At 63.6% G+C, this 25,826-nt stretch carries 11 protein-coding genes; 7 read left to right on the top strand and 4 right to left on the bottom strand.

The features are described from left to right. Positions 1 to 222 precede the first annotated feature (222 nt). From NJC40_RS20045 to NJC40_RS20020, 6 genes are all read left to right on the top strand, one after another. Positions 223 to 13,734, top strand: a complete 13,512-nt coding sequence (locus tag NJC40_RS20045; RefSeq protein WP_253140826.1) for a BapA/Bap/LapF family large adhesin — start codon at positions 223 to 225, stop codon at positions 13,732 to 13,734. A gap of 95 nt (positions 13,735 to 13,829) precedes the next feature. Further along, positions 13,830 to 15,209 carry a TolC family outer membrane protein gene (locus tag NJC40_RS20040; RefSeq protein ID WP_492180576.1) on the top strand — a complete coding sequence of 460 codons (1,380 nt, stop codon included), beginning with the start codon at positions 13,830 to 13,832 and terminating at the stop codon, positions 15,207 to 15,209. Beyond that, entirely contained in the window at positions 15,206 to 17,398 is a 2,193-nt protein-coding gene (locus NJC40_RS20035) for a type I secretion system permease/ATPase (RefSeq protein ID WP_253140828.1), read from the top strand. Before NJC40_RS20040 ends, NJC40_RS20035 begins: the two co-directional genes overlap by 4 nt. Further along, positions 17,395 to 18,597 (top strand): HlyD family type I secretion periplasmic adaptor subunit, encoded by a 1,203-nt coding sequence (locus NJC40_RS20030; protein ID WP_084710067.1) that lies wholly within the window; start codon positions 17,395 to 17,397, stop codon positions 18,595 to 18,597. Before NJC40_RS20035 ends, NJC40_RS20030 begins: the two co-directional genes overlap by 4 nt. 73 nt (positions 18,598 to 18,670) lie before the next feature. Continuing rightward, positions 18,671 to 19,753, top strand: a complete 1,083-nt coding sequence (locus tag NJC40_RS20025; protein WP_253140830.1) for a tetratricopeptide repeat protein — start codon at positions 18,671 to 18,673, stop codon at positions 19,751 to 19,753. Between the two features lie 335 nt (positions 19,754 to 20,088). Then, positions 20,089 to 20,454 (top strand): histone-like nucleoid-structuring protein, MvaT/MvaU family, encoded by a 366-nt coding sequence (locus tag NJC40_RS20020; protein WP_253112380.1) that lies wholly within the window; start codon positions 20,089 to 20,091, stop codon positions 20,452 to 20,454. A 589-nt stretch (positions 20,455 to 21,043) separates the two neighbouring features. On the opposite strand, the gene NJC40_RS20015 is transcribed toward NJC40_RS20020, so the two are convergent. Then, positions 21,044 to 21,592 (bottom strand): DUF4946 domain-containing protein, encoded by a 549-nt coding sequence (locus NJC40_RS20015; RefSeq protein ID WP_045491094.1) that lies wholly within the window; start codon positions 21,590 to 21,592, stop codon positions 21,044 to 21,046. A gap of 135 nt (positions 21,593 to 21,727) precedes the next feature. Here NJC40_RS20015 and gloA point away from each other — a divergent pair, with 135 nt between their 5' ends. Next, complete coding sequence (gene gloA / locus NJC40_RS20010) at positions 21,728 to 22,249, top strand: lactoylglutathione lyase (protein ID WP_045491092.1); 522 nt, start codon at positions 21,728 to 21,730, stop codon at positions 22,247 to 22,249. Positions 22,250 to 22,327: 78 nt separating this feature from the next. Here the strand turns inward: gloA and ahpF are convergent, their stop codons facing one another. The 3 genes from ahpF to NJC40_RS19995 form a co-directional block, all read right to left on the bottom strand. Further along, entirely contained in the window at positions 22,328 to 23,890 is a 1,563-nt protein-coding gene (ahpF, locus tag NJC40_RS20005) for an alkyl hydroperoxide reductase subunit F (RefSeq protein ID WP_253140832.1), read from the bottom strand. 178 nt (positions 23,891 to 24,068) lie between these two features. Next, entirely contained in the window at positions 24,069 to 24,632 is a 564-nt protein-coding gene (ahpC, locus tag NJC40_RS20000; protein WP_045491089.1) for an alkyl hydroperoxide reductase subunit C, read from the bottom strand. A 114-nt stretch (positions 24,633 to 24,746) separates the two neighbouring features. Then, positions 24,747 to 25,706, bottom strand: a complete 960-nt coding sequence (locus NJC40_RS19995; RefSeq protein ID WP_253140833.1) for a site-specific integrase — start codon at positions 25,704 to 25,706, stop codon at positions 24,747 to 24,749. Positions 25,707 to 25,826 lie beyond the last annotated feature (120 nt).

Below are 25,826 nucleotides of genomic sequence, written 5' to 3'. Positions count from 1 at the left end.
TTTGACACTTTCGTCAGCTTTTACACCTGCCTTGGCTACCCTCCAGCGACCGCTCGTCATCCGAACGGGATCCATTTCTTTGCTATACCCAACTAAATCACAAGGAGAACGGCCACCTTGGGCCACCTGTAAAAGCTACACACATTCGTTCTACATGCCGGGCCTGCGGCACTGACCCGCCGAGGCCGTAGGTTGTGCAGTCAAAGGAAGGCAGGATCTGTCATGGACAATATCGTAGTCGCCGATAAAGCCTCATCCACCCTTTCCGCTCAGCAGTGGGGCAACCTGCAGCTTCCCAGACCCGGCGTCGTACAGATGCCCGTCGCCCCTGGCCAAGTGGCATCGGTGGCGCGCAATGGTCAGGATCTGGTCCTCACGCTTAAATCCGGCGAACAGATCACCATCGGCAACTTCTTTGCGACCACTGCCGAAGGTGTGGGCAGCGACATCGTGTTTCAGGGTGAAGACGGTGGCCTCTGGCAAGCCAACTACAGTGCGCAGAACTTCAATGGCTTCACCTTCACCGAACTCTCATCCATTGACACCCTGGTCGCCAGCGCCGGGGTGGTCAGCGGTGCCACCCAGACCTTTGCGATTGCCGGCCTTGGCGTGCTGGGTGCCGGTGGCGCGGCTGCGGCGGCTGGCAGCAGTGGCAGTGGGGGCGGCGGTGGATCGGATGGCAGCACCGCCCCACCCGCCTCGCCCGACAATCTCAGCCTCTCCGATGACGGCGCTACCCTGAGCGGAACCGGCATGTCCGGCGCGACGGTCAGTGTCTGGGACGCCAACGGTAATCTGCTGGGTTCCGGCCAGGTCGGTGCAGACGGCAATTTCAGCGTGGAGCTCGACCCGCCGCAGACCAATGGCGAACCGCTGCTGGTGGATCAGGTTGACCCGGCGGGCAACTCATCGGGACAGGCACCGGTCAGTGCCCCGGATACCACTGCACCTGACGCACCGGGTGATCTGCTGTTGAGCAGCGATGGCCTGACCCTGAGCGGTACAGGTGACGTCGGTGCCAGCGTAATCATTCGCGCTGCAGACGGCAGCGTATTGGGCTCGGCCGTGGTGGCCGATGACGGTACGTTCAGCGTGGCCTTGAGCAGTGCGCAATTGCCTGGCACCCGCCTGCTTGCCGAGCAAGTGGACGCCGCCGGCAATGTGTCGGCTCAAACAGCATTCGAAGTGAGCAATCCTGACGCCCTCGCCGCCCCGGCCAATCTAAGCCTCAGCGCAAACGGCCTGACCCTCAGCGGAACCGGCCAGGCGGGTGCCACGGTAACGGTCCGGGGCGCTGCTGGCGCGGTACTGGGTAGCGCCCTGGTGGGCACTGATGGCAATTTCAGCGTGACGCTCAGCAGCGCCCAACTCAATGGTGAGACGCTGTCGGTCGGCCAGGTGGCCAGCGACGGACAAGCTTCAAGCCTGGCGGCACTGACTGCCGCCGACGTCACGGCGCCTGCCGCGCCGGGCAGCCTGCAATTGTCTGCCGACGGTCTGACCCTCAGCGGGCGCGGTGAAGCCGGCGCGACGGTCAGCGTGCGCGCCGCCAACGGTACGTTACTGGGTACTGCACTGGTCGCCGCCGATGGAACCTTCAGTGTGCCGCTCAGCAGTGCCCAGTTGCCGGGCGCCAGTCTGTCAGTCAGCCAGACGGATGCCGCTGGCAACACTTCACTGCCGGTTCCGGCCAATCCGGTGGATCCAACCCAGCCTGGCGCACCGGGCAACCTGAGCCTGAGTGCCGATGGCCAGACCCTGAGCGGCAGCGCCCTGGCGGGTGCCCGGATCACCGTGCGGGGCGCCAACGGCGCCGTACTGGGCAGTGCCGTGGCCAACCCCGACGGAACGTTCAGCGTCGCCCTGAGCAGTGCCCAGCTCAATGGTGAAAGCCTGGCAGTAACGCAAACCGATGCCCAAGGCCGCACCTCCCCGGCAGCCAGCCTGAGTGCCAATGATGTTACCGCGCCAGACGCCCCGGCAAGCCTGGCGTTCAGTGCCGACGGCAGTCAGCTCAGCGGCCGTGCCGAGCCGGGCAGCCGCGTGACGGTGCGCAGTTCAAACGGCACTGAATTGGGCAGCGCCGTGGTCAGCCCTGACGGGACATTCAACATCGAATTCAGCACACCTGTGGCAACAGGTGAAACGCTGGGCATCAGCGTCAGCGACCGGGCCGGCAACACCAGCGCCAGCGACCCGCTGATCGTGCCCAGCCCGACCGATAACACCCCACCTGCCGCCGCCAGCAACCTGGTCATCAGCAGCGATGGCGTCCAGTTGAGCGGTCGTGGCGAAGTGGGCGCCCGGGTCGAAGTGCTCGATGCCCAGGGCAACCTGATCGGCAGAGGGGTCGTTGGCCTTGATGGGCAGTTCAACCTGAGGTTGAGTCCAGCCCCTGGCGCGGGCGAAACCCTGAATGTTAGCCTGACCGACTCGGCAGGCAATGTATCGCTCAACACGCCCGTCAGCGCGCCCGTCGCAACACCACAGCCCGAGGGGCTGAGCAATGTGGAAGTTGCCAGCGACGGCCTGACGGTAACCGGGCGCGGCAGCGCAGGCCTGCGAGTGTTCGTGCGCAGCGCCGGACGCACATTGGGGTCGGCGGTCATTGCCAGCGACGGCGCCTTTACGGTCGCCCTCGATCCAGGCCAGACCGATGGCCAGGCGCTGGACGTGGTTGCCGTCGATGCGGCCGGTAACAGCACCGCCAATGAGGTGATCCTTGCACCAGACACCTCGGTGCCCGATCAGGTCACCGACCTCGTGATCAGCCCCGACGGCGCCCGGCTGTCCGGTCGCGGTCAGGCGGGTGCCAACGTCAGCGTCACGCTCAATGGCGCGCCACTGGCAGGTGGAGTGGTTGCCGCCAATGGCACCTTCGTAATCACCCTGAGCCCGCCAGTAACCCAAGGCACAGAGCTCGCGGTGATTCAGACCGAGGCATCCGGCCAATCCTCCGTGGCCGCGCCCGTCACGGCCCCTGACGACTCCGGCCCGGTGGCTGTGCAAAACCCGCAGATCAATCTGCAGGGCACCCAGGTCAGCGGCTCCGGGGTGGCCGGCACCACCATTGAGGTGCGTGATGCCCAGGGCAATCTGCTCGGCAGCTCGGCGGTAGCCAACGACGGCACTTACACCGTGCCGCTGAACACCCCGCAAACCAATGGCCAGGCTCTGAGCGTGGTGGTCATTGGCGCGAACGGCAGCGAGTCGATTCCCGCGCCGCTGACGGCCATCGACAGCACCGCGCCGGACCAACCGGGCGCTGTGGCAATCAACCCTAACGGGCTGCTGCTCAGCGGCACAGGCGAGCCCGGCGCGGCAGTGACCGTCAGCGATGCCCAGGGCCTGACCCTCGGCACCGCCCAGGTCGGGGCGACCGGAACATTTTCCGTAGCGCTGTCCAGCGCCCAGACCCAAGGGCAAATCCTGCAAGTGACCCTGACCGATGCGGCGGGCAATGACTCCACTGCGCTGGCGGTCACCGCACCGAGCAATCTGGGCAACCTGCAACCGTCCGGGCTGAGCCTGGACAGCACCGGTTTGGTGCTCAGCGGCAATGGCCAGGCAGGCTCGACCGTTACCGTAAACGGGCCAGATGGCACGGTGCTGGGCACGGCGCTGGTGGCGGCCGACGGACGCTTCACCGTCACCCTGAGTGCGGCGCAGAAAAATGGCCAGGAACTGAGTGTGGTGGCCAGCAACGCCGGGCAAACCTCCCAACCGGTTACCCTTGAAGCGCCTGATACCCAGCCACCCGCGGCAGTCACCGACCTGCAATTGAGTAGCGATCGCGCCACGGTTACCGGCAACGGTGAACCGGGTGCGACCGTCACCGTGCGCGGTGCCAATGCCGTAGTGCTGGGTAGCGCGCCGGTCAACCCGGACGGCAGTTTCAGCGTGACGCTGGCGCCAGTGCCTGATGCCAGTCAGACCCTGGCAGTGGTGCAGGCCGACCCGGCCGGCAATGTCTCGCCACCGTTGACCACTGGCGCGCAGGACAATACCCCGCCGGACGCATTGACCAACGTAGTGCTCTCGGCCAACGGCAGCCAGTTAAGCGGCAATGGCGAGCCCGGTGCCACCGTGACCGTGCGCAATGCGCAGAATGCCGTGGTGGGCAGCGGTGAGGTCGCCGCCAACGGCCGCTTTGAGTTCAACCTGAACACGGCACAGGTCAACGGCCAGGCCTTGACCGTGGTACAGACCGATGCCGCCGGTAATCCTTCGCCAGCCTTCAACATTACCGCGCCCGATATCCAGCCACTGCCGGCGCCCACGGATGTCAGCCTGGGCGACGATGGCCTGGCCCTGAGCGGTAATGGCACTGCCGGGGCGCAGATCAGCGTGCGCGATGCTGCGGGGCTGCAGGTTGGCCAAGGCATCGTCGCGCCCGATGGCCGCTTCAGCTTCGAGCTGGACAGTCCGCAGCTCAATGGCGAGCGTTTGCAGGTGGTACAGGTCGGCCCGAACCTGACCTCGGCGCCGGCCTTGCTGACCGCACCGGACAGCACCGCTCCGGACCCGGTGGACAATCTGCAGGTCAACAGCAACGGCACCCGCCTCACCGGGACCGGTGAAGCCGGCAGCACCGTCAGGGTCACGGCGGCCGACAACAGCGTGCTCGGCACTGCCGTGGTGGCTACCGATGGCAGCTTCACCGTCAATCTCAGCCCGGCGCAGGTCAATGGGCAATTGCTCAGCGTGGTGCAGACCGATGCCAGCGGCAATGCCGCCGATGCCCTGGATACCCGCGCCCCGGACCTCAGCGCGCTGGGGCAACCCACCGGGCTGGCCGTCGATGCCACCGGGCAGGTGCTTACCGGTAACGCGCCAGGCGGTGCCAGCGTTGAAGTCAGGTCAGCCGACGGCAGCTTGCTCGATTCAGCGCAGGTAAACCCCGATGGCACCTTCAGCGCCAACCTGGGCGCGCCGCTGCTCAATGGCGAGCTTCTCGAACTGGTGGTGATTGGCAACGATGGTCGCAGCTCGCCGCCACTGGCTTATAACGTGCCCGATACCTTGCCTCTGCCCGCCCCGACCAATCTGCTGATCAGCCCTGACGGTCTGCTGGTGTCCGGGATCGCAGAAACCGGCAGCACGGTCACGGTCAGCCGCAATGGAACCGAGCTGGGTAGCGCGGTGGCAGGCGCTGACGGCGTATTCGTCGTCCAGTTGAATACTGCGGCGCTGAGCAGCGACACCCTGGCATTGGTCGCCGCCAAAGGCAGCGAGGTCTCCGCGAGTGCTGCTCTTGCCGGCCCCGACCCCAGCACCATCGCGCCCCCTGCCAGCCTGGTGCTGTCGGCCGATGGCAGTGAGGTCAGTGGCCTGGCCACACCGGGCAGCACGGTAAGGGTCAGCAATGACGCCGGGCAGAACCTGGGCAGCTCGGCAGTCGTCGGTGCCGACGGCAGCTTCAGCGTGCAACTGAATCCTGTGCAGAACAACGGCCAGACCCTGCATGTGGTCGCCGTCGACAGCGGCGGCGCAGAGTCGGTGCCCGGCACCTTGACCGCCGCTGACACCACAGCGCCCGGCACGCCCGTTCAGGTGCTGGTCAGTGGCGATGGCAGCGCAGTCAGCGGGCGCGCTGAAGCCGGTGCAAGGATCTCGGTCAAGGACAGTAACGGGGTGGAAATCGGCTTTGCCACGGTCAACAGTGCCGGGCTGTTCAGCGTCGCCCTCGATACTCCACAGCGTGACGACCAACGTCTGTCGGTGACCGCGACCGATGCAGCCGGCAACACCTCGCAAGCCGCGACCGTCAACGCGCCAGACCTGCTGCCGCCTGCCGCACCGCTTGAGGTGGTGATAAACGCCGCAGGCACCGTGGTCAGCGGCAAAGGAGAACCGGGCAGCATCGTCCAGGTTCTCGATGCGCAAGGTGCGCTGCTGGCATTCAGCACCGTGTTACCGGCAGGCACCTTCCAGGTCAGTCTGCCTCAGGCGCAACTCAGCGGTGCGCCCTTGCAGGTGCAATTGCTCGACAGCGCCAATAACGCCTCACCGGCGGTCAATCTGGCGACCCTGGACCGCACCCCGCCCGCCCCGGTCAGCGCCACCGGGCTCAGCCCGGACGGTTCGCAACTGACCGGCCAGGGCGAGGCCGGCGCCACGGTCCAGGTGCGCGGCCCGGATGGCACGCTACTGGGCAGCGGCCTGGTGGCCGACAACGGCCTGTTCAGCGTGATTCTCAATCCAGCGCCCAATAATGGTCAGGCCCTGGCGGTGGTACAGGTCGATGCGGCGGGTAATACCTCACCGGCAGTGACGGTCGCCGCCGGTGATATCAGTGCGCCGGACCCGCTGAGCAACGTGGTGATCAACCGCGACGGCCAGACCGTCACCGGCAACGGTGAACCCGGCGCCACCGTGTATGTGCGGGCAGCGGACGGCAGCGTGCTGGGCAGTGCACTGGTGGCCGCTAACGGCGCGTTCAGCGTGAGCCTCGATACCGCGCAGATCAACGCGCAGACCCTCACGGTCAATCAGGAGGACCCGCCCGGCAACGAGGGTCCGTCGGTGGACATTACCGCACCGGACCTCACAGCCCCGCTGGCGCCCACGGCTCTGGCACTGAATGTCAGCGGCATTCAACTGAGCGGCAATGCCGAGGCCGGCAGCACCGTGACGGTAAGCAATGCCGCCGGTCAAGTGGTCGGCAGCGGCGTGGCCGCCGCCGATGGCAGCTTCCTGCTCAATCTGGATGCCCCGCAACTCGACGGCCAGGCGCTGAGCGTCACTGCCCGCGACGGGGCCGGTAACGTTTCGACTGCCACGCTGCTGACCGCCAGCGACCGTACCCCACCGGCGCAGGTCACGGCCTTGAGTGTCAGCAGTGACGGCACCAGCCTGAGCGGTATCGGTGAAGTCGGCGCCCGCGTAGAAGTACGCAACGCCAGCGGCACCTTGCTGGGCAGTACCACGGTCAATGCTGACAGTACATTCAGCGTAGGCCTGAGCCCGGCCGCCACTGCCGGTAATGTACTCAGCGTGGCGCAGGCCGATGCCGCAGGCAACCTGTCGCCAACGGCCAGCGTCACGGCACCTGGCAACCTGGCGCCGGATGTACCGGCCAATCTGCTGCTCGGCACAGATGGCCTGAGCCTGGCCGGCACCGGCAGTGTGGGCTCTACGGTGACCGTACGCGGGCCGGGGGGGAATGTATTGGGTACCGCGGCGGTCAACGGCGACGGCAGCTTTAGCGTGACCTTGAGCAGTGCCCAGCTCAATGGCCAGACCTTGAGTATCAGCGCCCAGAGCAATGGCTTGAACTCCGCCGCTGCGGTCCTGACCGCTGATGACGTCACCGCGCCGGCTGCACTCACCGATTACCGCCTGGCCGCCGACGGCCTGACCCTGACCGGGCGCGGCGAAGCCGGTGCCACGGTGCAGGTCCGCGCGGAGGATGGCACCCTGCTGGGCAGTGCGCTGGTCAACCCCGACGGCACCTTCAGCACTCAACTCGGTACGGCGCAGACCGCCGGCCAGCCATTGAGCCTGATCCAGACCGACGCGGCCGGCAACCCGTCGCTCGCGGTGACCTTGACCGCTCCAGACCGGGTGGCACCGCTGGCGGCAACTGACCTTGCGATCAACGACACCGGCACGGTCTTGTCCGGTAAAGGCGAAGCCGGTAGCACGGTCACAGTGACCAATGCCGCCGGAACCGTGCTGGGCAGCGATGTGGTGATGGCTGACGGCAGCTTCCAGGTGCTGCTGTCCAGTGCCCAGCTCGACGGGCAATTGCTGGCGGTCAATCTCAGGGATGGCGCAGGCAACGTGTCGCCGCCAGCGTCCCTGCCCACCACTGACACCACCGCCCCGCTGCCGCTGACCGAGCTGGCGATTGCCGGCAATGGCCTGACCATTACCGGGCGCGGCGAAGCCAATGCTACGGTCAGGGTATTGGACAACCAGGGCAATCCGTTGGGTTCGGTGGTCATAGGGCCGACCGGCAGCTTCAGCCTGACCCTGAGCACGCCGCAGATCGACTCGCAACGGCTGACCCTTACCCAGACCGACCTGGCCGGGAATGTCTCCCCGGCAGGCACCCTCACGGCCCCCGATGCCACCCCACCGGCGCTCCTCGCCACTGTGCAGATCAACAGCCTCGGCACCCTGGTCACCGGTAGCGGCGAACCGGGTGCCACAGTCACGGTCAGCAGCGCAGGCGGTACGCCGCTGGGCAGTGCACAAGTGCTGGCCGATGGCAGCTTCAGCGTCAACCTGAGCAGTGCCCAGATCAACCTTGAAGTGCTCAGCGTCCGCCAGACCGATGCCGCCGGCAATATCGGCCCGGCCCGCCCGGTCACTGCCCCGGACCTGACCCCGCCGGCAGCACCGACCAATCTGCAAATCAATGCCAGCGGTGACCTGCTGACCGGTCGCGGGGAAGCCAATACCGAGGTGCGCGTCAACCGTGCCGACGGCACCCTGGCCGGCAGCGCCACGGTCAACCCTGATGGCAGCTTCAGCGTCAGCCTGGCGGCGGGCTCATCCGATGGCAGCAGCCTGACGGTGATGCTCATCGACCCGGCGGCCAATATGTCGCCAGCGGTCGACCTGGCCACTGTCGATCGGGTTGCGCCGTCAGCGGTTACCAATCTGCAACTCGATCCGCTCAGCGGCTTGCTGAGCGGGTCCGGTGAGGTCGGCGCCACTGTACAAGTAAGCGTCGGTGGCACGCCGGTGGGCACTGCTCAGGTGCAGGCCGATGGCCGCTTCACGATTGACGTGAGTGCGCTGGAGCTCGAAGGCCAGACCTTCAGCGTGATTCAGACCGACGCCGCCGGCAATCAGTCATCAGCCCAGACACTGGTTGCGCCGGACCTGAGTGTGCCCGCAGTGCCCGCCAATCTGCTGCTGGATACCGACGGCCTGGTCTTGACCGGCACCGGCCTGGCCGGCGCCACCGTGCAGGTCTTCAGCGCCAGCGCCAGCCTGCTCGGCTCGGCCACTGTGGATCCGGATGGCAGCTTTCGCGTGACCCTCGATACCGCACAGCTCAACGGTGAAATCCTGACCGTGCGCCAGACCAGCCCGGCCGGTGTGGCCTCGGCCGATGAGCCTTTTGAGGCTGATGATGTAACGCCTGCGGCGCCGGTCAGCGATTTGGCTCTCAGTACCAACGGTCTGCTGTTGACCGGCAAAGGTCAGGCCGGGGCCGAGGTTCAGGTCCGGGTTGGCGGTGTTTTATCAGGTAGCACCACCGTCAACGCCGATGGCAGTTTCTCTGTGCCGCTCAGCGATGCGCAGTTGAACGGCGAAGTGCTGAGCGTGGTGCAGACCGATCAGTCCAATATTCCATCTGCGCCGTCCAACCTGACAGCGCCGGACCTGATCGCGCCAGCACAGCCAACTGCCAACCCGATGGTCGACCCGCGCCTTCTGACCGGCACGGCCGAACCTGGCAGCACTATCACTGTGCGGGCTGCCGACGGCACGCTGCTGGGAACCGCACAAACCGCAACAGGGGGCGACTACAGCGTCACGCTCAATGCCGACCAGACCAGCGGCGCGCCCTTGAGCGTGGTGGCCAGTGATGCGGCCGGCAATGCCTCGCCGGCCCTGACCATCGCCGGGCTGGACAGCACCCCGCCAGCGCCCATCGACCCTGCCACCCTGACCTTCAACAGCGCGCTCACCGTGCTGTCTGGCGTCGGTGAACCCGGCGCGACCGTGCAGGTCAGCCTGGGCGGCAGCCCCTTGGGTTCAGCGCTGGTCGCCGCCAATGGCACATTCAGCGTGCTTCTGAGCGGACCGGTCAGTGCCGGTGATGATCTGGACCTGATCCAGACCGATGCGGCGGGTAACGACTCGCCGGTGGCCAGCATTGACGTGCCGGCCCAGCCGCCCACCGAAGCGCCCACCAATCTGGACCTTTCAGCCGGCGGTACAACGCTGAGCGGCCAAGGGCCGGTCAACGCGACCATTACCGTCAGGGCGCTGAACGGTGACTCGCTGGGCACCGCCCAGGTATTGTCCGACGGCACCTTCAGCGTGGCACTGGGCAGCGCCCAGACCAATGGCGAAGTGCTCTCGGTGAGCGCCAGCCTGCCACCGGCCAGCCCTTCAATTGCGGTCTACCTGACCGCTGACGACAGTACCGCTCCCGCGCCACTGGCCAATCTGCTGCTCAATAGCGAGGGCGTGCTGGTCACCGGCACGGGTGAAGCCGGTGCCAGGGTTTCGATCACCAACAGCACAGGCGTGGAACTGGGCAGTGGCGTGGTGTCAGCCGGCGGTGTATTCAGCATTACCCTGAGCAGCCCGCAACTCAATGGGCAGACGCTCAGTGCAGTGCAGACCGATGCTTCCGGTAATGCCTCCGAGGCTGTGGCGCTAAGCGCCCGCGACATTACCGCGCCGCTGGCAGCCGGCAACCTGCAGGTCAATGCGGGCGGCACAATCGTCAGTGGCACCGGTGAAGCGGGTGCCCAGGTGCGTGTCAGCAACGCGGCCGGCACTGAGCTGGGCACCGCCGTGGTCGCCAGCAATGGCACCTTCAACGTTACTTTGAGCAGCGCTCAGCTCAACGGCCAGGCCCTAACCGTCACCTTGCGCGACACAGCCCTCAATGTCTCGTTACCCGCCAGTGTCGCGGCGCCGGACAGCACTGCGCCGCTGGCACCCACCAACCTGGCCGTCAATACCGCAGGCCTGGTGCTGACCGGTCTTGGTGAGGCCGGTGCCAGGGTCTATGTCAGCAGCCCGACCGGCGTGGCGCTGGGCAACGCACTGGTCGCTGCCAACGGCAGTTTTACCGTGCAGTTATCCAGTGCCCAGCTGAATTTCGAGGCGCTGCGGGTCAGCCAGACTGACCCGGCCGGTAATGCTTCAGGGGTCGCCACGGTCAACGCGCCCGACATCACCGCCCCGGCCATTGCCAGCGGCCTGAGCGTGGCGGCTGGCGGCGCCAGCCTGAGCGGCTTCGGCGAGGTGGGTGCAGCCGTCACGGTGCGCAATGCCGCCAATCAGATTGTGGGCAGCGGCGTGGTAGGCAACAACGGCCAGTTCAGCGTGTCGATCGCTCCGGCGCAGATCGACGGCGAGCTGCTGAGCGTGCGCCTCACTGATGGCCGCAACAACACTTCCGACGTCGCGACCGTCACTGCCCCCGATCTTACCCCCCCCATCGCCCCGGCGACGGCGATGATCAACGCCAGCGGCACCCTGATGACCGGCACCGGGATCATCGGTGAGCGCATCGTGGTACGTGACCCGGCAGGCACTCAGGTAGGCACCGCCGTGGTGGGCGTCAATGGCGCCTGGTCGGTGGTGCTCAATCCGCCGCAAATCAACAGCCAGCTCTTGCAGGTTACCCAGCTTGACCTGGCGGGCAACGTGTCTTCGGCCCTGCCGGTGACCGCCCCGGACCTCACCCCGCCTGGGGCGGCCACCGGCCTGACACTTGCCACTAACGGCCTGACCCTCAGCGGCAGCGCCGAGGCCGGTGCCACAATCACGGTAAAAAGTGCTGCGGGTGTGACCCTGGGTACGGCCACCGTGCAGAGCGATGGCAGCTTCAGCGTGCCGCTCAATGCGGCGCAGATCAACGGCGAGGTGCTGAGCATCAGCGTCACCGACCGGGCTGGCAACCTGTCGCCAAGCGTGACCCTCACCGCTGCGGATATCGACGTGGACCGGCCAGTGATTGCCAACGACAACCTGGCCACCGCCACCGTCAATCTGGCCGCCGTGGCGACCCGCACCAATGCCACGGACAGTTTTCCGTCGGTACTGGGCCTTGGCTTTAGCCACACGTTCAACTTCAACGTGGCCAACGGTACCACCGCAGCGCCGACCCTGACCCTGATCGACGGCGGCCTGCTGTCGCTGGGTACCCGTGCGGTCTTCACCTTGCAAGTCAAAGATGCCAGTGGTGCCTGGGTGACCCTCGGCACGGCCGGCAGCGGCGCGTTGATCAACCTCGATGTACTGGCCAGCAGCGGGGTGCGGTTGCAAGGCCCGAGCCTGTCGGCCGGCGAGTACCGCCTGACTTTACAAAGCAACAGCCTCACGGTGTTGACCACCATCAACAGCAATCTGCAACTGGATATCAACAGCCTGACCCAGTTCACCGGCACGGCAGGCGCTGCCGTGACCGGCAACGTGGTGACCGACCCCGGCCCGGACGGCAGTGTCGACACCACCGGTCCCGACAACGGCGCGGTGGTGCGTATCCAGAACGGCGGCGCCGGTTATGTGAATGCCGGCACCGGTACTGTGGTGCAGGGCTTGTACGGCAACCTGACCATCGATGCCCAGGGTAACTACAGCTACCGTGCCAACGGCACCGCCAGCAGTGTCGGCAAGGTCGATGTGTTCAACTATCAACTGATGCACCCTAACGGGCTGAGTGATCCGGCGGTGCTGTATGTACGTATCGACAGCCCGCAGGCCACCGAGGTCTGGAGCAGTACCAACCTGGCGGCCCCGGCATTGCTGCTCGACGCCACCAATGATGTCGCCAGCAGCAGCCTGAGCCTGGGTAACCTGGTCACCACCGAAACCACCACGCTGGGCTCTGCCTCGACCCTGCTGGGAGGCATCAACGGCGCCTACACTTTCAGTGTCGCGAACAACACAGTCAGCGACCTGACCGTGCTGCTGAGCTCAACCAACTTGCTGGCGCTGCTGGGCAACACCACGCTGGAGGTCTACAAACTCAACACCAGCACCAACCAGTACGCACTGGTCAAGACCGTATCGGGCAGCAGCGTGCTCAATCTGGGCGGTGGTCAGTACGGCCTGACCCTGGACGACCAGACGCCTGGCAGTTACCGGGTCAACCTGCGCATCACCGGCGTCGGCCTGCTCAACACCGTAACCGTGAGCCTGGTCAACAGCGCAACGGCCACCAACCAGCAGGTGGTCACTGGCTCCACACCGGTGGTCGGCAACCTGCTGACCGACACCGCCGGTGGCGGCGCTGACGTGCTCGGCTCGGCGCTCACCGTGCTCAGTGTAATGACGGCGGCCAATAGCTTCGTGCAGCCGGGCTACAACGGCACAACCCTGACCGGCACCTACGGCAATCTGTTGGTACGGCCCGATGGCAGCTACACCTATACGCTCAAGTCCGGCCTGACCTCCAGCGCCATCGGCAATGCCGACCAGTTCACCTACAAGCTGACCCACCCCAACGGCAGCAGTGATACGGCGACCCTGACCATCAACCTCAATCAGGCCGCCGGTGCGCGGATGGCACTGGCCAGCGACGACAGTGACCAGGCCAGCAACGCCCTGGCGCTGGCGGCTACGGCGCAGGTGCAGACCGGCACAGACGGACACGACACCCTCGATGGCTCGCAAGGCGGTGCAGTCAGCCTGCATGGCGGTGCGGGTGACGACACCTTGGTCATCAGCGACCTGAACTTCGCCGCGGTGGACGGCGGCAGCGGCACTGACACGTTGCTCTGGGCCGGCGGCGATGCCTCCATCGATCTGGGCAATGTCCAGGGCCGCTTGAGCAACATCGACATCATCGACCTGAATGGCGCCGACCGCAGCAGTGTGCACCTGACCCTTGATCTGGCCGACCTGGTGGCAGTCAGCGACACCAGCACACTGCAGATCAAAGGTGGCGAGCAGGACAGCGTGCACATGAGCGGCGACTGGGTTATGGATGGCAGACTGCTCGCTGATGGTCTTGAATTCAATCAATACACCCCTCAGGAGGACCCGACCCATCATCTTTGGGTGCAGAACGGCATACAGGTGGTTTGACGTCTGGATAGCAATAACGGTAAGGGATACCTGTGAAACAAGTTGATGTCTGCGTCACCCGCTCCGTCGCTGTCGTCCTGGCGGCAGCAGCGGCGGTGTTGCTCCCCACGGCGGTCAGTGCTGATCAAGCGCCAGGCGCCGCCGGTCTTGGCCAGCTCAGCCCCAGTCAGTTGCAACAGCAACCGCCGCGCCAGCCTCGCAGCCCTCACGCAGGGCGGTCTTCGGCCAGTGCCGCTCGCCTGAGCCTCGATGAGGCGGTGCGTCAGGCGGTGGCCTGGCACCCGGACATCGCTCAGGCGGTGTCGACGCTGTATCAGCAAGGTGAAGGCGTCAACGTCGCCGAGGCTGGCTACTATCCGCAAGTCAGTGCTGGCATTCGTGGTGGCTTCGAGACCGGCTATGGTCGCGACAATGCCAGCCGCGCCTTGAGCCTTTCGGTCAAGCAAATGCTTTACGACTTCGGCAAGGTCGACAACAGCGTGCAGGCCGCCCGAGCCAGAGTCGCCCGCAGCCAGGCCGAAATCCTGCTGGTGATCGACCGTATCGGCCGCGACACCGCCAATGCCTGGATCGAGGTGCAGCGCTACCGCAACCTGATAGACATTGCCCGTCAGCAAATCAGCGGTGTGGGCAGCATTGTCGAACTGGCCCGCCAGCGCAGCGACCTGGGCGCCAGCACCCGCTCTGACCTGGTCCAGGCCCAGTCGCGTGCCGAAGGTGCAATGGCCACGCTGCAGGACTACAAGGCGCAATACGCACGCTGGCAGGCGGCGCTCAGCCATTTGACGGGGCGTAGCCAGGGCACTGATGTGAGCGATGACGTTACGCCCTCCTCTGGCGGCGCCTGCGAGCGCTCCGACACCGCGACCGACGCCTTGCCAGCAGTGCTGATGGCGCTGGCCCAGCGCAGCGAGGCGCAGGCAGAGCTGGCCCGCTCAAGGGCCGAGGCCTATCCGACCCTGTCACTGCAACCCACCGTCAATCACTATCTGGACAGCGGTTACCGAGACACCAATCCGGCCATGGACCGCACCCAGGCCGGGATTTACCTGAATGTCGAGGTGCCGATCTATCAGGGCGGCGCGATCAGCGCCCGCAGCCGGGCTGCCGGCCACGCGCTGAGTGCAGCCGACGCCGCCGAAGACACGGCGCGCCTGCAAGCGACCCAGGCGCTGGCCGAGGCGCGGGTGCAGACCACCAGCCTCAATCTGCGCCAACGCTCGCTGGAGCGGCGCCAGGGCAGCATCAGTGAAGCGCGTGAACTGTACGGCCGCCAGTATCTGGACCTGGGTACCCGGCCACTGCTCGACCTGCTCAATGCCGAGCAGGAAATCCATCAGTCGCGCTTCGAGCTGGCCGGCACCCGTGCCGACCTGCAGCGCCTGCAAATCGACTGCCTGTACAACAGCGGCCAGTTGCGTCACGCCTTCGGCCTCGAAGACCGTGCACTGCAGGGCGTGAGGGTGCTGCCATGAACGACGCCGTAACCGTTACCCCGCCCCAGGCTGACCAGAGCGCGCCGCCACCGGACTACAGCCAATGGATGCAGGCCATTTTACTGGTGGCCCGGCACTACCACCTGGAAGTGTCCGAACAGACCATCCGGCTGGCCGGCGATCGTCCGGACCGCGACGTCGAAGACGTGGTGCGGCAGATGGCCCGCCAGGCCGGGCTGACCATCAAGTTCGGCGGCTGTTCGGTGGCGGAGCTGAACCACTGGCGGACCCCTTTGGTGGTTGAGCTGGAGGACGGTCAGGTCGGCGTGGTGCAAAGCGTCAATGGCGAACAACTCGGTGTCGCCCTGTCCGGTGACCAGGGGCTGCAACATCGCTTGCCGTTGGCCGAACTGGATAAACGCCTGCGCCGCACCGTGATTCTGCGCCCGGCGCGGCCATTATCAGACGTGCGCACTGACGACTATGTGCAGCCCTATGACGAACACTGGTTCCGGCGCATCGTGCTGCGCGACCTGCGGCCCTACAGCCATGTCATGCTCGCGTCACTGGTTGCCAACCTGCTGGCAATGGCCGGGGTGCTGTTCTCCATGCAGGTCTACGACCGGGTCATCCCCGCCGAGTCGCTGCCGACCCTGTACGTGCTGTTCGGTGGCGTGCTGCTGGCGGTGCTGTTCGACTTCACCCTGCGCATCATGCGTTTGCGCATCACCGACCTGCTGGGCAAACGCGCCGACCTGCGGGTTTCCGATCTGGTCTACGGCCATGCCTTGCGCCTGCGCAGCTCGGTACGCCCCAAGTCCACCGGTTCGTTCATCTCGCAACTGCGCGAGCTGGAACAGGTCCGCGACCTAGTGACCTCCAGTACCGCGACTGCGCTGGCCGACCTGCCGTTTTTCTTGCTGTTCCTGCTGGTGTTCTGGTTGATCGGCGGGCCGCTGGTGGCCATCCCGCTGGTCGCGCTGGTGGTCATGCTCCTGCCGGGGCTGTTGTACCAGCGCAAACTGGCGGTGCTGGCCAATGCCAACATGCGTGAATCAGCACTGCGCAATGCGATGCTGGTCGAAAGCATTCAGGGCCTGGATGACATCAAGGCGCTGCAGGCCGAACTGCGCTTCCAGGAACAATGGAACCGCTACAATGCCAGCACTGCCGACACCAGCCTGCGTCTGCGCACGCTGACCAACGGCCTGGTGACCTGGACCCAGACCGTCCAGACCGCCGTGTTTGCCGTGGTCATCGTGTTCGGCGCGCCCATGGTCATTGCTGGCGACCTGACCACCGGTACGCTGGTCGCGGCCTCCATGCTGGCCTCACGGATGATGGCGCCGATGGCCCAGCTCAATCATGTGCTGACTCGCTGGCAACAGGCCAAAGTGGCCCTCAAAGGCCTCAATACCCTGATGCAGCAACCGGTGGATCACCCCGAGGGCAGCAAGCGTGTGCATCTGCCGGCCATCGGCGGCGACTTTCATTTCAGGGACGCCAGTTTCCGCTACAGCGCTGAAGCGTCGCCGGTGCTGACCCTCAGCGAGCTGCGCATTCAACCCGGTGAGCACATTGCGATTCTGGGCCGCAACGGCGCAGGCAAGTCGACCCTGCTCCAGGCACTGGCCGGCAGCATGGACCTGGCTACCGGCGAACTGAGCCTGGATGGTGTTGCCTTGAGCCATATAGACCCGGCCGACCTGCGCCGCGATGTCGGGCTGTTGCAGCAACACGCGCGGCTGTTTCACGGCACCTTGCGCGACAACATGGTGCTGGGGGCCGGGCGCGCCAGCGATCAGGAACTGCTCGCGGCACTGTCGATCAGTGGTGCACTGGAATTCGTCCGGCGCCTGCCAAAAGGCCTCGACCATCTGATTCTCGAAGGCGGTCTGGGGCTGTCCGGCGGCCAGCGGCAAAGCCTGTTGCTGGCGCGCCTGCTGCTGCGTCAACCGCAGGTCCTGTTGCTTGACGAGCCCACCGCAGCGCTGGATGACGTCACCGAAAAACGCCTGCTCGAGGAGCTGCTGCGCTGGTGCGAAGGCCGCACCTTGGTGATGGCCACCCATCGCCTCAGTGTGCTGCAACGCATGCAGCGCATTATCGTGCTGGACAACGGCCGGATAGTGATTGATGCCCCCCGTGAGATCGCCCTGGCCCAGCTACGCCAGCCAGCGGCCGCTACGCCGCCCGGTGCGCTGCCCGCCGATGGAGCACCGTCATGAGTCAGAATGTCGCCATTGGTATGCCCTCTGCACCGGCTTCCTACCTGGACGGTGCCGACGAGACAGAGGTGGTACGGGCCTCGCGAGTGGTCTGGATCTGCGCCTTGATGGTTGGCTGCTTTCTGCTGTGGGCAGCGTGTTTCGAGGTGGTCGAAGTCTCCAACGGCACCGGCAAGGTGGTGCCCAGCTCGCGGGAACAGGTGATCCAGTCGCTCGAAGGCGGGATCATCACCCAGATGAATGTCAGCGAAGGCTCGCGGGTCGAACGTGGCGACGTGCTCGCCCGGCTCGACCCGATCAAGACCCAGTCCAACGTCGGTGAAAGCGAGGCCAAGTACCGCGCCGCGCTGGCCAGCGTCAGCCGCCTGCAAGCAGAGGTCAGCGGCCAACCCTTGCAGTTCGACGCAGCCCTTGATCAGTCGCCGGAGCTGGTGCGCGCTGAAACCGCGCTGTACGAAACCCGTAAAAAAGGTCTTCAAGACACGCTCACTGGTATTGAGCGCTCGCTCAGGCTGGTTCGCAGCGAACTGACCATCACCGAGAATCTGGCCCGTGCCGGCGCGTCCAGCCGTGTCGAGGTCATCCGCCTCAACCGGCAACGCGCCGAACTGGAGCTCAAGGCCACCGAAGCGCGCTCAGAGTACATGGTCCAGGCCCGTCAGGAACTGGCCAAGGCCAGCGCCGAAGCCGACTCGCTGGCCGAAGTGGTGCGCGGCCGTGCCGACTCACTGTCACGGCTGACGCTACGCTCCCCGGTGCGCGGCATCGTCAAAGACATCGAAGTCACCACCATCGGCGGCGTGATCCCGCCCAATGGGCAATTGATGCAGATCGTGCCGATGGATGAGCAGTTGCTGATCGAAACCCGCATCTCGCCTCGAGACATCGCCTTCATTCATCCCGAGCAGGCCGCCAAGGTCAAAATCACCGCCTACGACTATTCGGTCTATGGCAGCCTCGACGGCCAGGTCGTAACCATCTCACCGGACACCATTCAGGATGAAGTAAAACCGGAGGTGTTCTACTACCGCGTGTACATCCGCACCGATGCCGACGCCCTGTACAACAAGGCCGGCAAAGCCTTTGCCATTGTGCCGGGCATGGTGGCCAGCGTGGATATCCGTACCGGTGAGAAAACCGTACTGGACTACCTGCTCAAACCATTGAACCGGGCCCGGGAGGCGTTGCGCGAGCGCTGACAACGATGATGGCAGATTTGACAGACGCCTCAGTCTCTTCGAAGCTGCATGGCGTCAAGCACTGGATACCGTAATGCCCAACGACTCACCTCAGCCCACCCGCCGCGGGCGCCAGGCCCTGATCATCGGTTCGCTGGTCGGCGTTCTGGTCCTGGCTTTATGGGCCTGGCGCAGCGAAACCAGCCGCCCCGCCGCACCGGTACGTCCCAGCCAGAGCTACTCGCAAACACTGGAACTGGCCCGCGACGGCAAGCCGGGTGCCGCGCGCCTGCTGTATCAACAGTTGGCCCGTGACGACCTGGCCGACGAGCGGCGCATTGCGTTGCTGGCCGAACTGCCCAACTACCCTAGCCCGCAAGCGCTGAAACTGCTCAAGGCTCAACTTGACCATGAGTCGCCGGCGGTCAGCCTGGCGGCGGTTGAAAGTGCGGTACGGCTGCTGCCCGGTCATCATCTGGCCGTGGTGCTCGGCCCCTTGCTCAATGCCGATGAACCGGCGTTACGCCTCAACGCGACCTTGGCCCTGACCCGTTTGTCACCGGATGAACTGGGGCTGTATTTCGCAGCCCTGCAACACAGCGCCGAAGCGTTTCAGCACGACCTGGCGCAACAGCCTCCCAGTGTTCAGAACCGCATGCAACTGGGCAGGCTCTATCGCCAGACCGGCGATAACGCCTTGGCGCTCAATGCGCTGCAAGAAGCCGTGAAGCTGGCGCCGGACAACTTGCTGGCCGCCCTGGCGCGTATAGAGCAGCTTGATGATAACCAGCAGGCAGACCAGGCCCGACAACTCATGCGGCAGTTGCTCGAAAAACACCCCGACTCCGCCCTGCTGCAGCATGCTCTGGGCATCTGGTTGCGCGATCACGGCCAGGCCGAGTTCGCCCTGCTCAGCCTGGCCCGTGCGGCGGAACTGGCGGCGGATAACAATGACTATCGGTATGACCTGGCCGTGACGCTGCACACGCTGGAACAACTGGAGCCGGCACAGAAGCAACTGCAGCAGATTCTGCAGAACCAACCGGCCAACCGACGGGCCAGAGTGCTGTTGATTCAGTACGCCCGCGAAAGTGGTCAACTACAGAATGTTCAGGTCTTGCTGGCGCAACTTGAACAACAGAATCCGGACGATCCGGCCCTGCAACAAGGTCTCTGATACTCGCCCTCAGCTACTGTAAGACGGCGTCGGCGGATACGTCAGCGCGTTACTCGCAACTTTAAAAATCCATACACCAATAACACTCTGCCGACCCTCACCAAGTGCAGCGCACATTAAACAATTGCACAAGATGGTTTTCTAATTGAAAAAAAACGGGCATTATTAATCCGCTACCGATTTAAAACTGCTCGCTGATCAGGTAGTGATGGCTGAAACGGTTAATTCCCCATCGCATCATCGAGCAGAAAACGGAATGAGCGAATCGGTCAAAGTTTTTTGTCTTGTCGCTTTGTTCGGCTGGTAACAGCCAATACACTGTCGGAGTATGTTTTTTGTCCAGACTTGCTGAGTTTCGCGCCGCAGAAAAAGCCCTTCAAGAACAACTGGCTCAGCTGGAAGCCTTGAAGAAAGACGCAGGCCTTCAGAAAGAGATCGAATTCGAGCAGAAGCTCAAGGAGCTGATGGCTAGCTATGGCAAGAGCCTGCGTGATGTCATCGCCATCCTCGACCCTAACAGCGCAACCACCCTGGTTGCTGCGCCTGCGGGTCCAAAGCGCCGCCGCGCCCGTGTCGTCAAGGTTTACCAGAACCCGCACACCGGTGAACTGATCGAGACCAAAGGTGGCAATCACCGTGGCCTGAAAGCCTGGAAAGAACAGTACGGTGCAGACACCGTCGAATCCTGGGTTCGTGCCTGAGACGTGACAGTTCACAAAAGCCCTGCTCTGCAGGGCTTTTTTATTGCCGCCCGAAAGTATAGTCAGCAACCTGTAAACAGCTAAACGAGGCCGTCCGCACAAGGCGAAAAACGTTCGCAATCGCGCTTGGATTTACAGCTTGTAACTGACCATTTTGACCCGGCTGGCTTCCAGTCTGTTTCAACCCGACGATGGCAATGCAAGGAGTTCTTAGAGGTGCCGGTTGGCCTGCAACTCCGTTCGTCGATATACAACTACATCCGGCAAGAATGTCGAACCCGTCACAGATCTGACAGCGTAAGAATACTGACGCCAATAAAATCACATTGCCACTATCGGGATACATGACCCCATACTTCAGCAAGTCCCAGCTTATTATTCTGAAAAATTACAGTCAGATAATTAGTCGTCGCCTGTAGGCTGTTTCCGAATTTTGCTCACCGGCAGTGCCCGCACGACCCGAAAGCACGACGAAAAAAAGCCGCTGGGCTTCACATTTTTTTCACGCAGGATGTTTCAAGCTACACACAGCTAAAGGACTAGCACCCCATGCCCGCACACGCGGGCTTTATTTTGCCCACAGGAAAGCTCAGGGCGCCGTGTCGAGCTTCAGCCCGTCACGAATCTGCTGCACCTGCTGCCTGTTGGCTGCATAGCCTTCTGCCGAGCCCGCATACGAAAGCGACCAGGCCTGCCGGGCATTGGCCGCCGCCACCAGGGTCTGGGTCATGACATGCACGCCGTTCTGGGTCACCGTGCAGGTGCTCTCCATGCCCGGCACACCACCCAGACTGACTTCTCGCACATGAGTGCATGCGCTTTGCAGGCCGCTGCGCGCGAAATTGACCTGCACGGCTTTGCGCATCGCCATCAGCACACCTTGCACATTGACTTCATGACCGGCAACCAGTTGGGAGCGGGTCAACTCCACCACCATGCTTGGCTCGCCTGCGGCATCGTTCTTGATGGCGCGCTGGCGCAGTTGCACCGAAGGCTGCCCTGATGCGCCTTCAACCGTCGGCAATGACTGCACCTCCCAGCCGGGGGGCCAGAGGATCATGGTGTCGTCGGCCTGTGCAGTAGCGGCGGTCAGCAGCAAAGCAGCAACAGGGAGCAAGGGATAGCGAATCATCGGCATGAGCACCGCAGCAGAGAATAAAGATCCAGAACATGAGTCTGCGGCTTTCTGGCAACAATAGGCAAATGCCGGGTTGCATCGACCGCCCTGCCCCGTATCATTGACCGTCTTTGCCCATTCAAGCCGGAGACTTTCATGAGCCTGCACGAACTCAACACTTTCCCGGGCGTGACTGCCGAACCTGACGCCGCCACCCAGGGTTTTGTGTTCAACCACACCATGCTGCGCGTCAAGGACATCACCGCCTCGCTGGATTTCTACACCCGCGTCCTGGGCTTTCATCTGGTCGACAAGCGTGATTTTCCTGAAGCCGAGTTCAGCCTGTATTTCCTGGCCCTGGTCGACAAGGCGCAGATTCCGCAAGACGACGCTGCTCGCCATCAGTGGATGAAGTCCATCCCTGGCGTGCTGGAACTGACCCACAACCACGGCACCGAGAACGACGCCGGGTTCTCTTACCACAACGGCAACACTGATCCGCGCGGCTTCGGCCATATCTGTGTGTCGGTGCCTGACGTGGTCGCTGCCTGCGCCCGTTTTGAGCAACTGAATGTGCCGTTCCAGAAGCGCCTGCAAGACGGCCGCATGAACCACCTGGCGTTCGTCAAGGACCCGGATGGCTACTGGGTAGAGATCATCCAGCCAACACCGCTGTAAGCGCGCAGATTCGCGGCTCAAGCCCGCAAAAAAGCCCCGACTGCGTGAGCAGCCGGGGCTTTTTGTTGGTGCTGCGAATCAGGCTGGCGCGCTGGTGCGGATCAGGTGATCGAAAGCACTCAGCGACGCTTTGGCACCTTCGCCCAGGGCGATGATGATCTGCTTGTACGGCGTGACAGTGACGTCACCGGCCGCAAAAATACCCGGCACCGAGGTTTCACCGCGGGCATCGACCACGATCTCGCCGCGTGGCGACAGCTCGATCACGCCTTTGAGCCACTCGCTGTTAGGCAGCAGACCGATCTGTACAAAGATCCCTTCCAGTTCCACCGCACGCTCTTCGCCGCTGACCCGGTCCTTGTAGCGCAGGCCATTGACCTTCTCGCCGTCGCCGGTCACTTCAGTGGTCTGTGCACTGGTCAGCACGGTGACGTTGGGCAAACTATTGAGCTTGCGTTGCAGCACCGCGTCAGCTCGCAGCTGGCTGTCAAACTCCAACAGCGTTACGTGGGAGACGATACCGGCCAGGTCGATGGCCGCTTCCACACCGGAGTTGCCCCCACCGATCACTGCCACACGCTTGCCCTTGAACAGTGGACCGTCACAGTGCGGGCAGTACGCCACGCCCTTGTTGCGATACTCCTTCTCGCCGGGGACGTTCATTTCCCGCCAGCGCGCACCGGTCGCCAGGATCAGGGTCTTGGCTTTGAGGCTCGCACCACTGGCAAACTTCACCTCGTGCAGCGCGCCGTCCTTGCCTGGAATCAGCTGGTCAGCGCGTTGCAGGTTCATGATGTCGACTTCGTACTGCTTGACGTGCTCTTCGAGGGCAACCGCCAGCTTCGGGCCTTCGGTGTGCTGGACCGAGATAAAGTTTTCGATCGCCATGGTGTCGAGCACCTGACCGCCGAAACGCTCGGCGGCAACGCCGGTACGAATGCCTTTACGTGCCGAGTAGACCGCTGCGGCGGAGCCAGCCGGGCCACCACCAATCACCAGCACGTCGAAGGCTTGTTTGGCGTTGAGCTTCTCGGCCTGGCGCGCACCGGCACCGGTGTCGATTTTGGCGAGAATCTCTTCCAGGCCCATACGGCCCTGACCAAACAGCTCACCGTTGAGGTAAATGCTCGGCACCGACATGACTTTGCGCTCGGTGACTTCATCCTGGAACAGTGCGCCGTCGATGGCGACGTGCTTGATGTTCGGGTTGAGCACAGCCATCAGGTTCAGTGCCTGGACCACGTCCGGGCAGTTCTGGCAGGACTGGGAAAAATAGGTTTCGAAACTGAACTCGCCTTGCAGGGCGCGCACTTGTTCGATGACCTCATCACTGACTTTGGGCGGGTAGCCGCCTGCTTGCAGCAGCGCCAGAACCAGCGAGGTGAATTCGTGCCCCATCGGGATACCGGCAAACCGCAAGCTGATGTCCTGGCCTGGGCTATTGAGGGTGAACGACGGCCTGCGCGCATCGTTACCGTCAGTGGCCAGGGTAATGTCTTTGCCGACGCTGACTACATCTTGCAGCAGCGCGAGCATTTCCTGAGACTTGGCGCCGTCGTCGAGGGAGGCCTGGATCTCGATGGGGCGAGTGGCCCGCTCCAGATAGGATTTCAACTGGGCTTTAAGATTGGCGTCCAACATGGTTTGGCTTTCCTTTTTTCAGGTAACAGGATTTGTATGAAAAGTCGGCAACCTGGGCCACCTTTCGTACAAAACCTTGAAATAAAAACGCCCAGGCGATGACCGCCCGGGCGTTTGATGGGGCGATGCGGTTTACAGACTTACGCGTGCGGCGCCCCGATCGTTTGCGGCATGCGGATCAGATCTTGCCGACCAGGTCCAGGGACGGAGCCAGAGTGGCCTCGCCTTCCTGCCATTTGGCTGGGCAGACTTCGCCTGGGTGAGCAGCAACGTACTGAGCGGCCTTGATCTTGCGCAGCAGCTCGGAGGCGTCACGGCCTACGCCGCCGTCGTTGAGCTCAACGATCTTGATCTGGCCTTCCGGGTTGATTACGAAAGTGCCACGGTCAGCCAGACCGGCTTCTTCGATCAGCACGTCGAAGTTGCGCGAGATGGTCAGGGTTGGGTCGCCGATCATGGTGTATTTGATCTTGCCGATGGCTGGCGAGGTGTTGTGCCAGGCAGCGTGGGCGAAATGGGTGTCGGTCGAAACGCTGTAGATTTCTACGCCCAGCTTCTGGAATTCTGCGTAGTTGTCAGCCAGGTCTTCCAGTTCGGTCGGGCAGACGAAGGTGAAGTCGGCTGGGTAGAAGAACACCACAGACCACTTGCCTTTCAGGTCGGCGTCCGAGACGTCAACGAATTTGCCTTCTTTGTAGGCAGTCGCTTTGAACGGTTTGACTTGGCTGTTGATGATAGGCATCGATGAATCTCCATGGTGAGTGAATCGAATGAGTTTGGATTCGATGGAAAGAAGCTTACCCACAATCGGCGCACCAGGCTCATTGGTAAAGTCGATGCTGCTGATTGCTTTTGACTATGGCGGATCATTATTAATAGAAGAAATCTTCAATTCGGTGACAGGCACTGCTGCCTTGCCGAACGGTGAGGTTTCAATGTAGCGCATGGCTGACTTCATGTCCTTCCAGCCGACATAACTCATCAGCGACTTCAGATCCCAGCCATTGTGCTGCGCCCAGGTGGCGAAGCCGCGCCGCAGCGAGTGGCTGCTGTAGGCATCCGCCTTGATTGCGGCGCGCTCGAACGCCTGGCGTAGCAAGGTGATGATGCTGTTGGCGTGCAACCCCTCCTCGCCCAGATTGCCCCAGCGGTCAATACTGCGAAACACCGGCCCGTGCTCCAGTGCGGCGCAGTCAATCCAGTCAAGGTACGCCTGCACTGGGCACAAACGCAGCAGCGCCGGCGTCTGGAAACTGCGCCCGGTGAAATCCCGATCACTTTTGCTGCGCGGCAGGTACAGGGTAATCCCGACTCCGCTCACGGCCTTGACATGCTCAACCTGCAGGCGGCACAGCTCGTCACTGCGAAAGCCGCGCCAGAAACCCAGCAGGATCAACGCCGCGTCACGCCGACAACGCATCACCTGCCCATGATCCTGCACCTGGGCGGCCTGACGCGCCTGCTGGTCGAGGCTGTCGACCACCTGTTGCAAGTCTCCCAGCTGCAAAGGCTCGGCCTGCTTTTCCTGGGCCGGGTGCACAGCGCGAATGCCCTTGAGCACCTGACGCACCACCGGCGCCTTGGTCGGATCGACGAAGCCCTGGCTGGTGTGCCACTGCGCTAATGCCGAAAGGCGCAGCTTCAGCGTATTGATCGACAGCACGCCAGCGTAACTGGCCAGGTAGCGCGCCACGCTGTCGCTGGTGGCCGGCAGAAAACCGCCAAACGTCACTTCGAAATGTTCGATGGCCGCCCGGTAGCTGCGCCGTGTGTTGTAGCGCGTGGCGGCAGCGATGTAACGATCAATCTCGCTCATGAGGGTTTCATACCGTACTGAACCGTAAAAAGCCGCCTGACAACGACTGACACGGGATAATACGCCAATATCCCGTGTTAAATAAGATGATATTTACCCTATGAAGATCGTACTATTTAG

Origin of the sequence: Pseudomonas sp. 21LCFQ02, from assembly GCF_024129895.2 — a bacterium.
In the GTDB taxonomy this organism is placed as follows: domain Bacteria; phylum Pseudomonadota; class Gammaproteobacteria; order Pseudomonadales; family Pseudomonadaceae; genus Aquipseudomonas.
This window is presented reverse-complemented; position numbering and strand designations above follow the sequence as displayed.

Excerpts from the sequence above, each read along its gene's own strand:
- NJC40_RS20045 (WP_253140826.1), top strand. The coding sequence starts at position 223 with ATGGACAATATCGTAGTCGCCGATAAAGCCTCATCCACCCTTTCCGCT.
- NJC40_RS20035 (WP_253140828.1), top strand. The coding sequence starts at position 15,206 with ATGAACGACGCCGTAACCGTTACCCCGCCCCAGGCTGACCAGAGCGCG.
- NJC40_RS20030 (WP_084710067.1), top strand. The coding sequence starts at position 17,395 with ATGAGTCAGAATGTCGCCATTGGTATGCCCTCTGCACCGGCTTCCTAC.
- NJC40_RS20025 (WP_253140830.1), top strand. The coding sequence starts at position 18,671 with ATGCCCAACGACTCACCTCAGCCCACCCGCCGCGGGCGCCAGGCCCTG.
- NJC40_RS20015 (WP_045491094.1), bottom strand. The coding sequence starts at position 21,592 with ATGCCGATGATTCGCTATCCCTTGCTCCCTGTTGCTGCTTTGCTGCTG.
- gloA (WP_045491092.1), top strand. The coding sequence starts at position 21,728 with ATGAGCCTGCACGAACTCAACACTTTCCCGGGCGTGACTGCCGAACCT.
- ahpF (WP_253140832.1), bottom strand. The coding sequence starts at position 23,890 with ATGTTGGACGCCAATCTTAAAGCCCAGTTGAAATCCTATCTGGAGCGG.
- ahpC (WP_045491089.1), bottom strand. The coding sequence starts at position 24,632 with ATGCCTATCATCAACAGCCAAGTCAAACCGTTCAAAGCGACTGCCTAC.
- NJC40_RS19995 (WP_253140833.1), bottom strand. The coding sequence starts at position 25,706 with ATGAGCGAGATTGATCGTTACATCGCTGCCGCCACGCGCTACAACACA.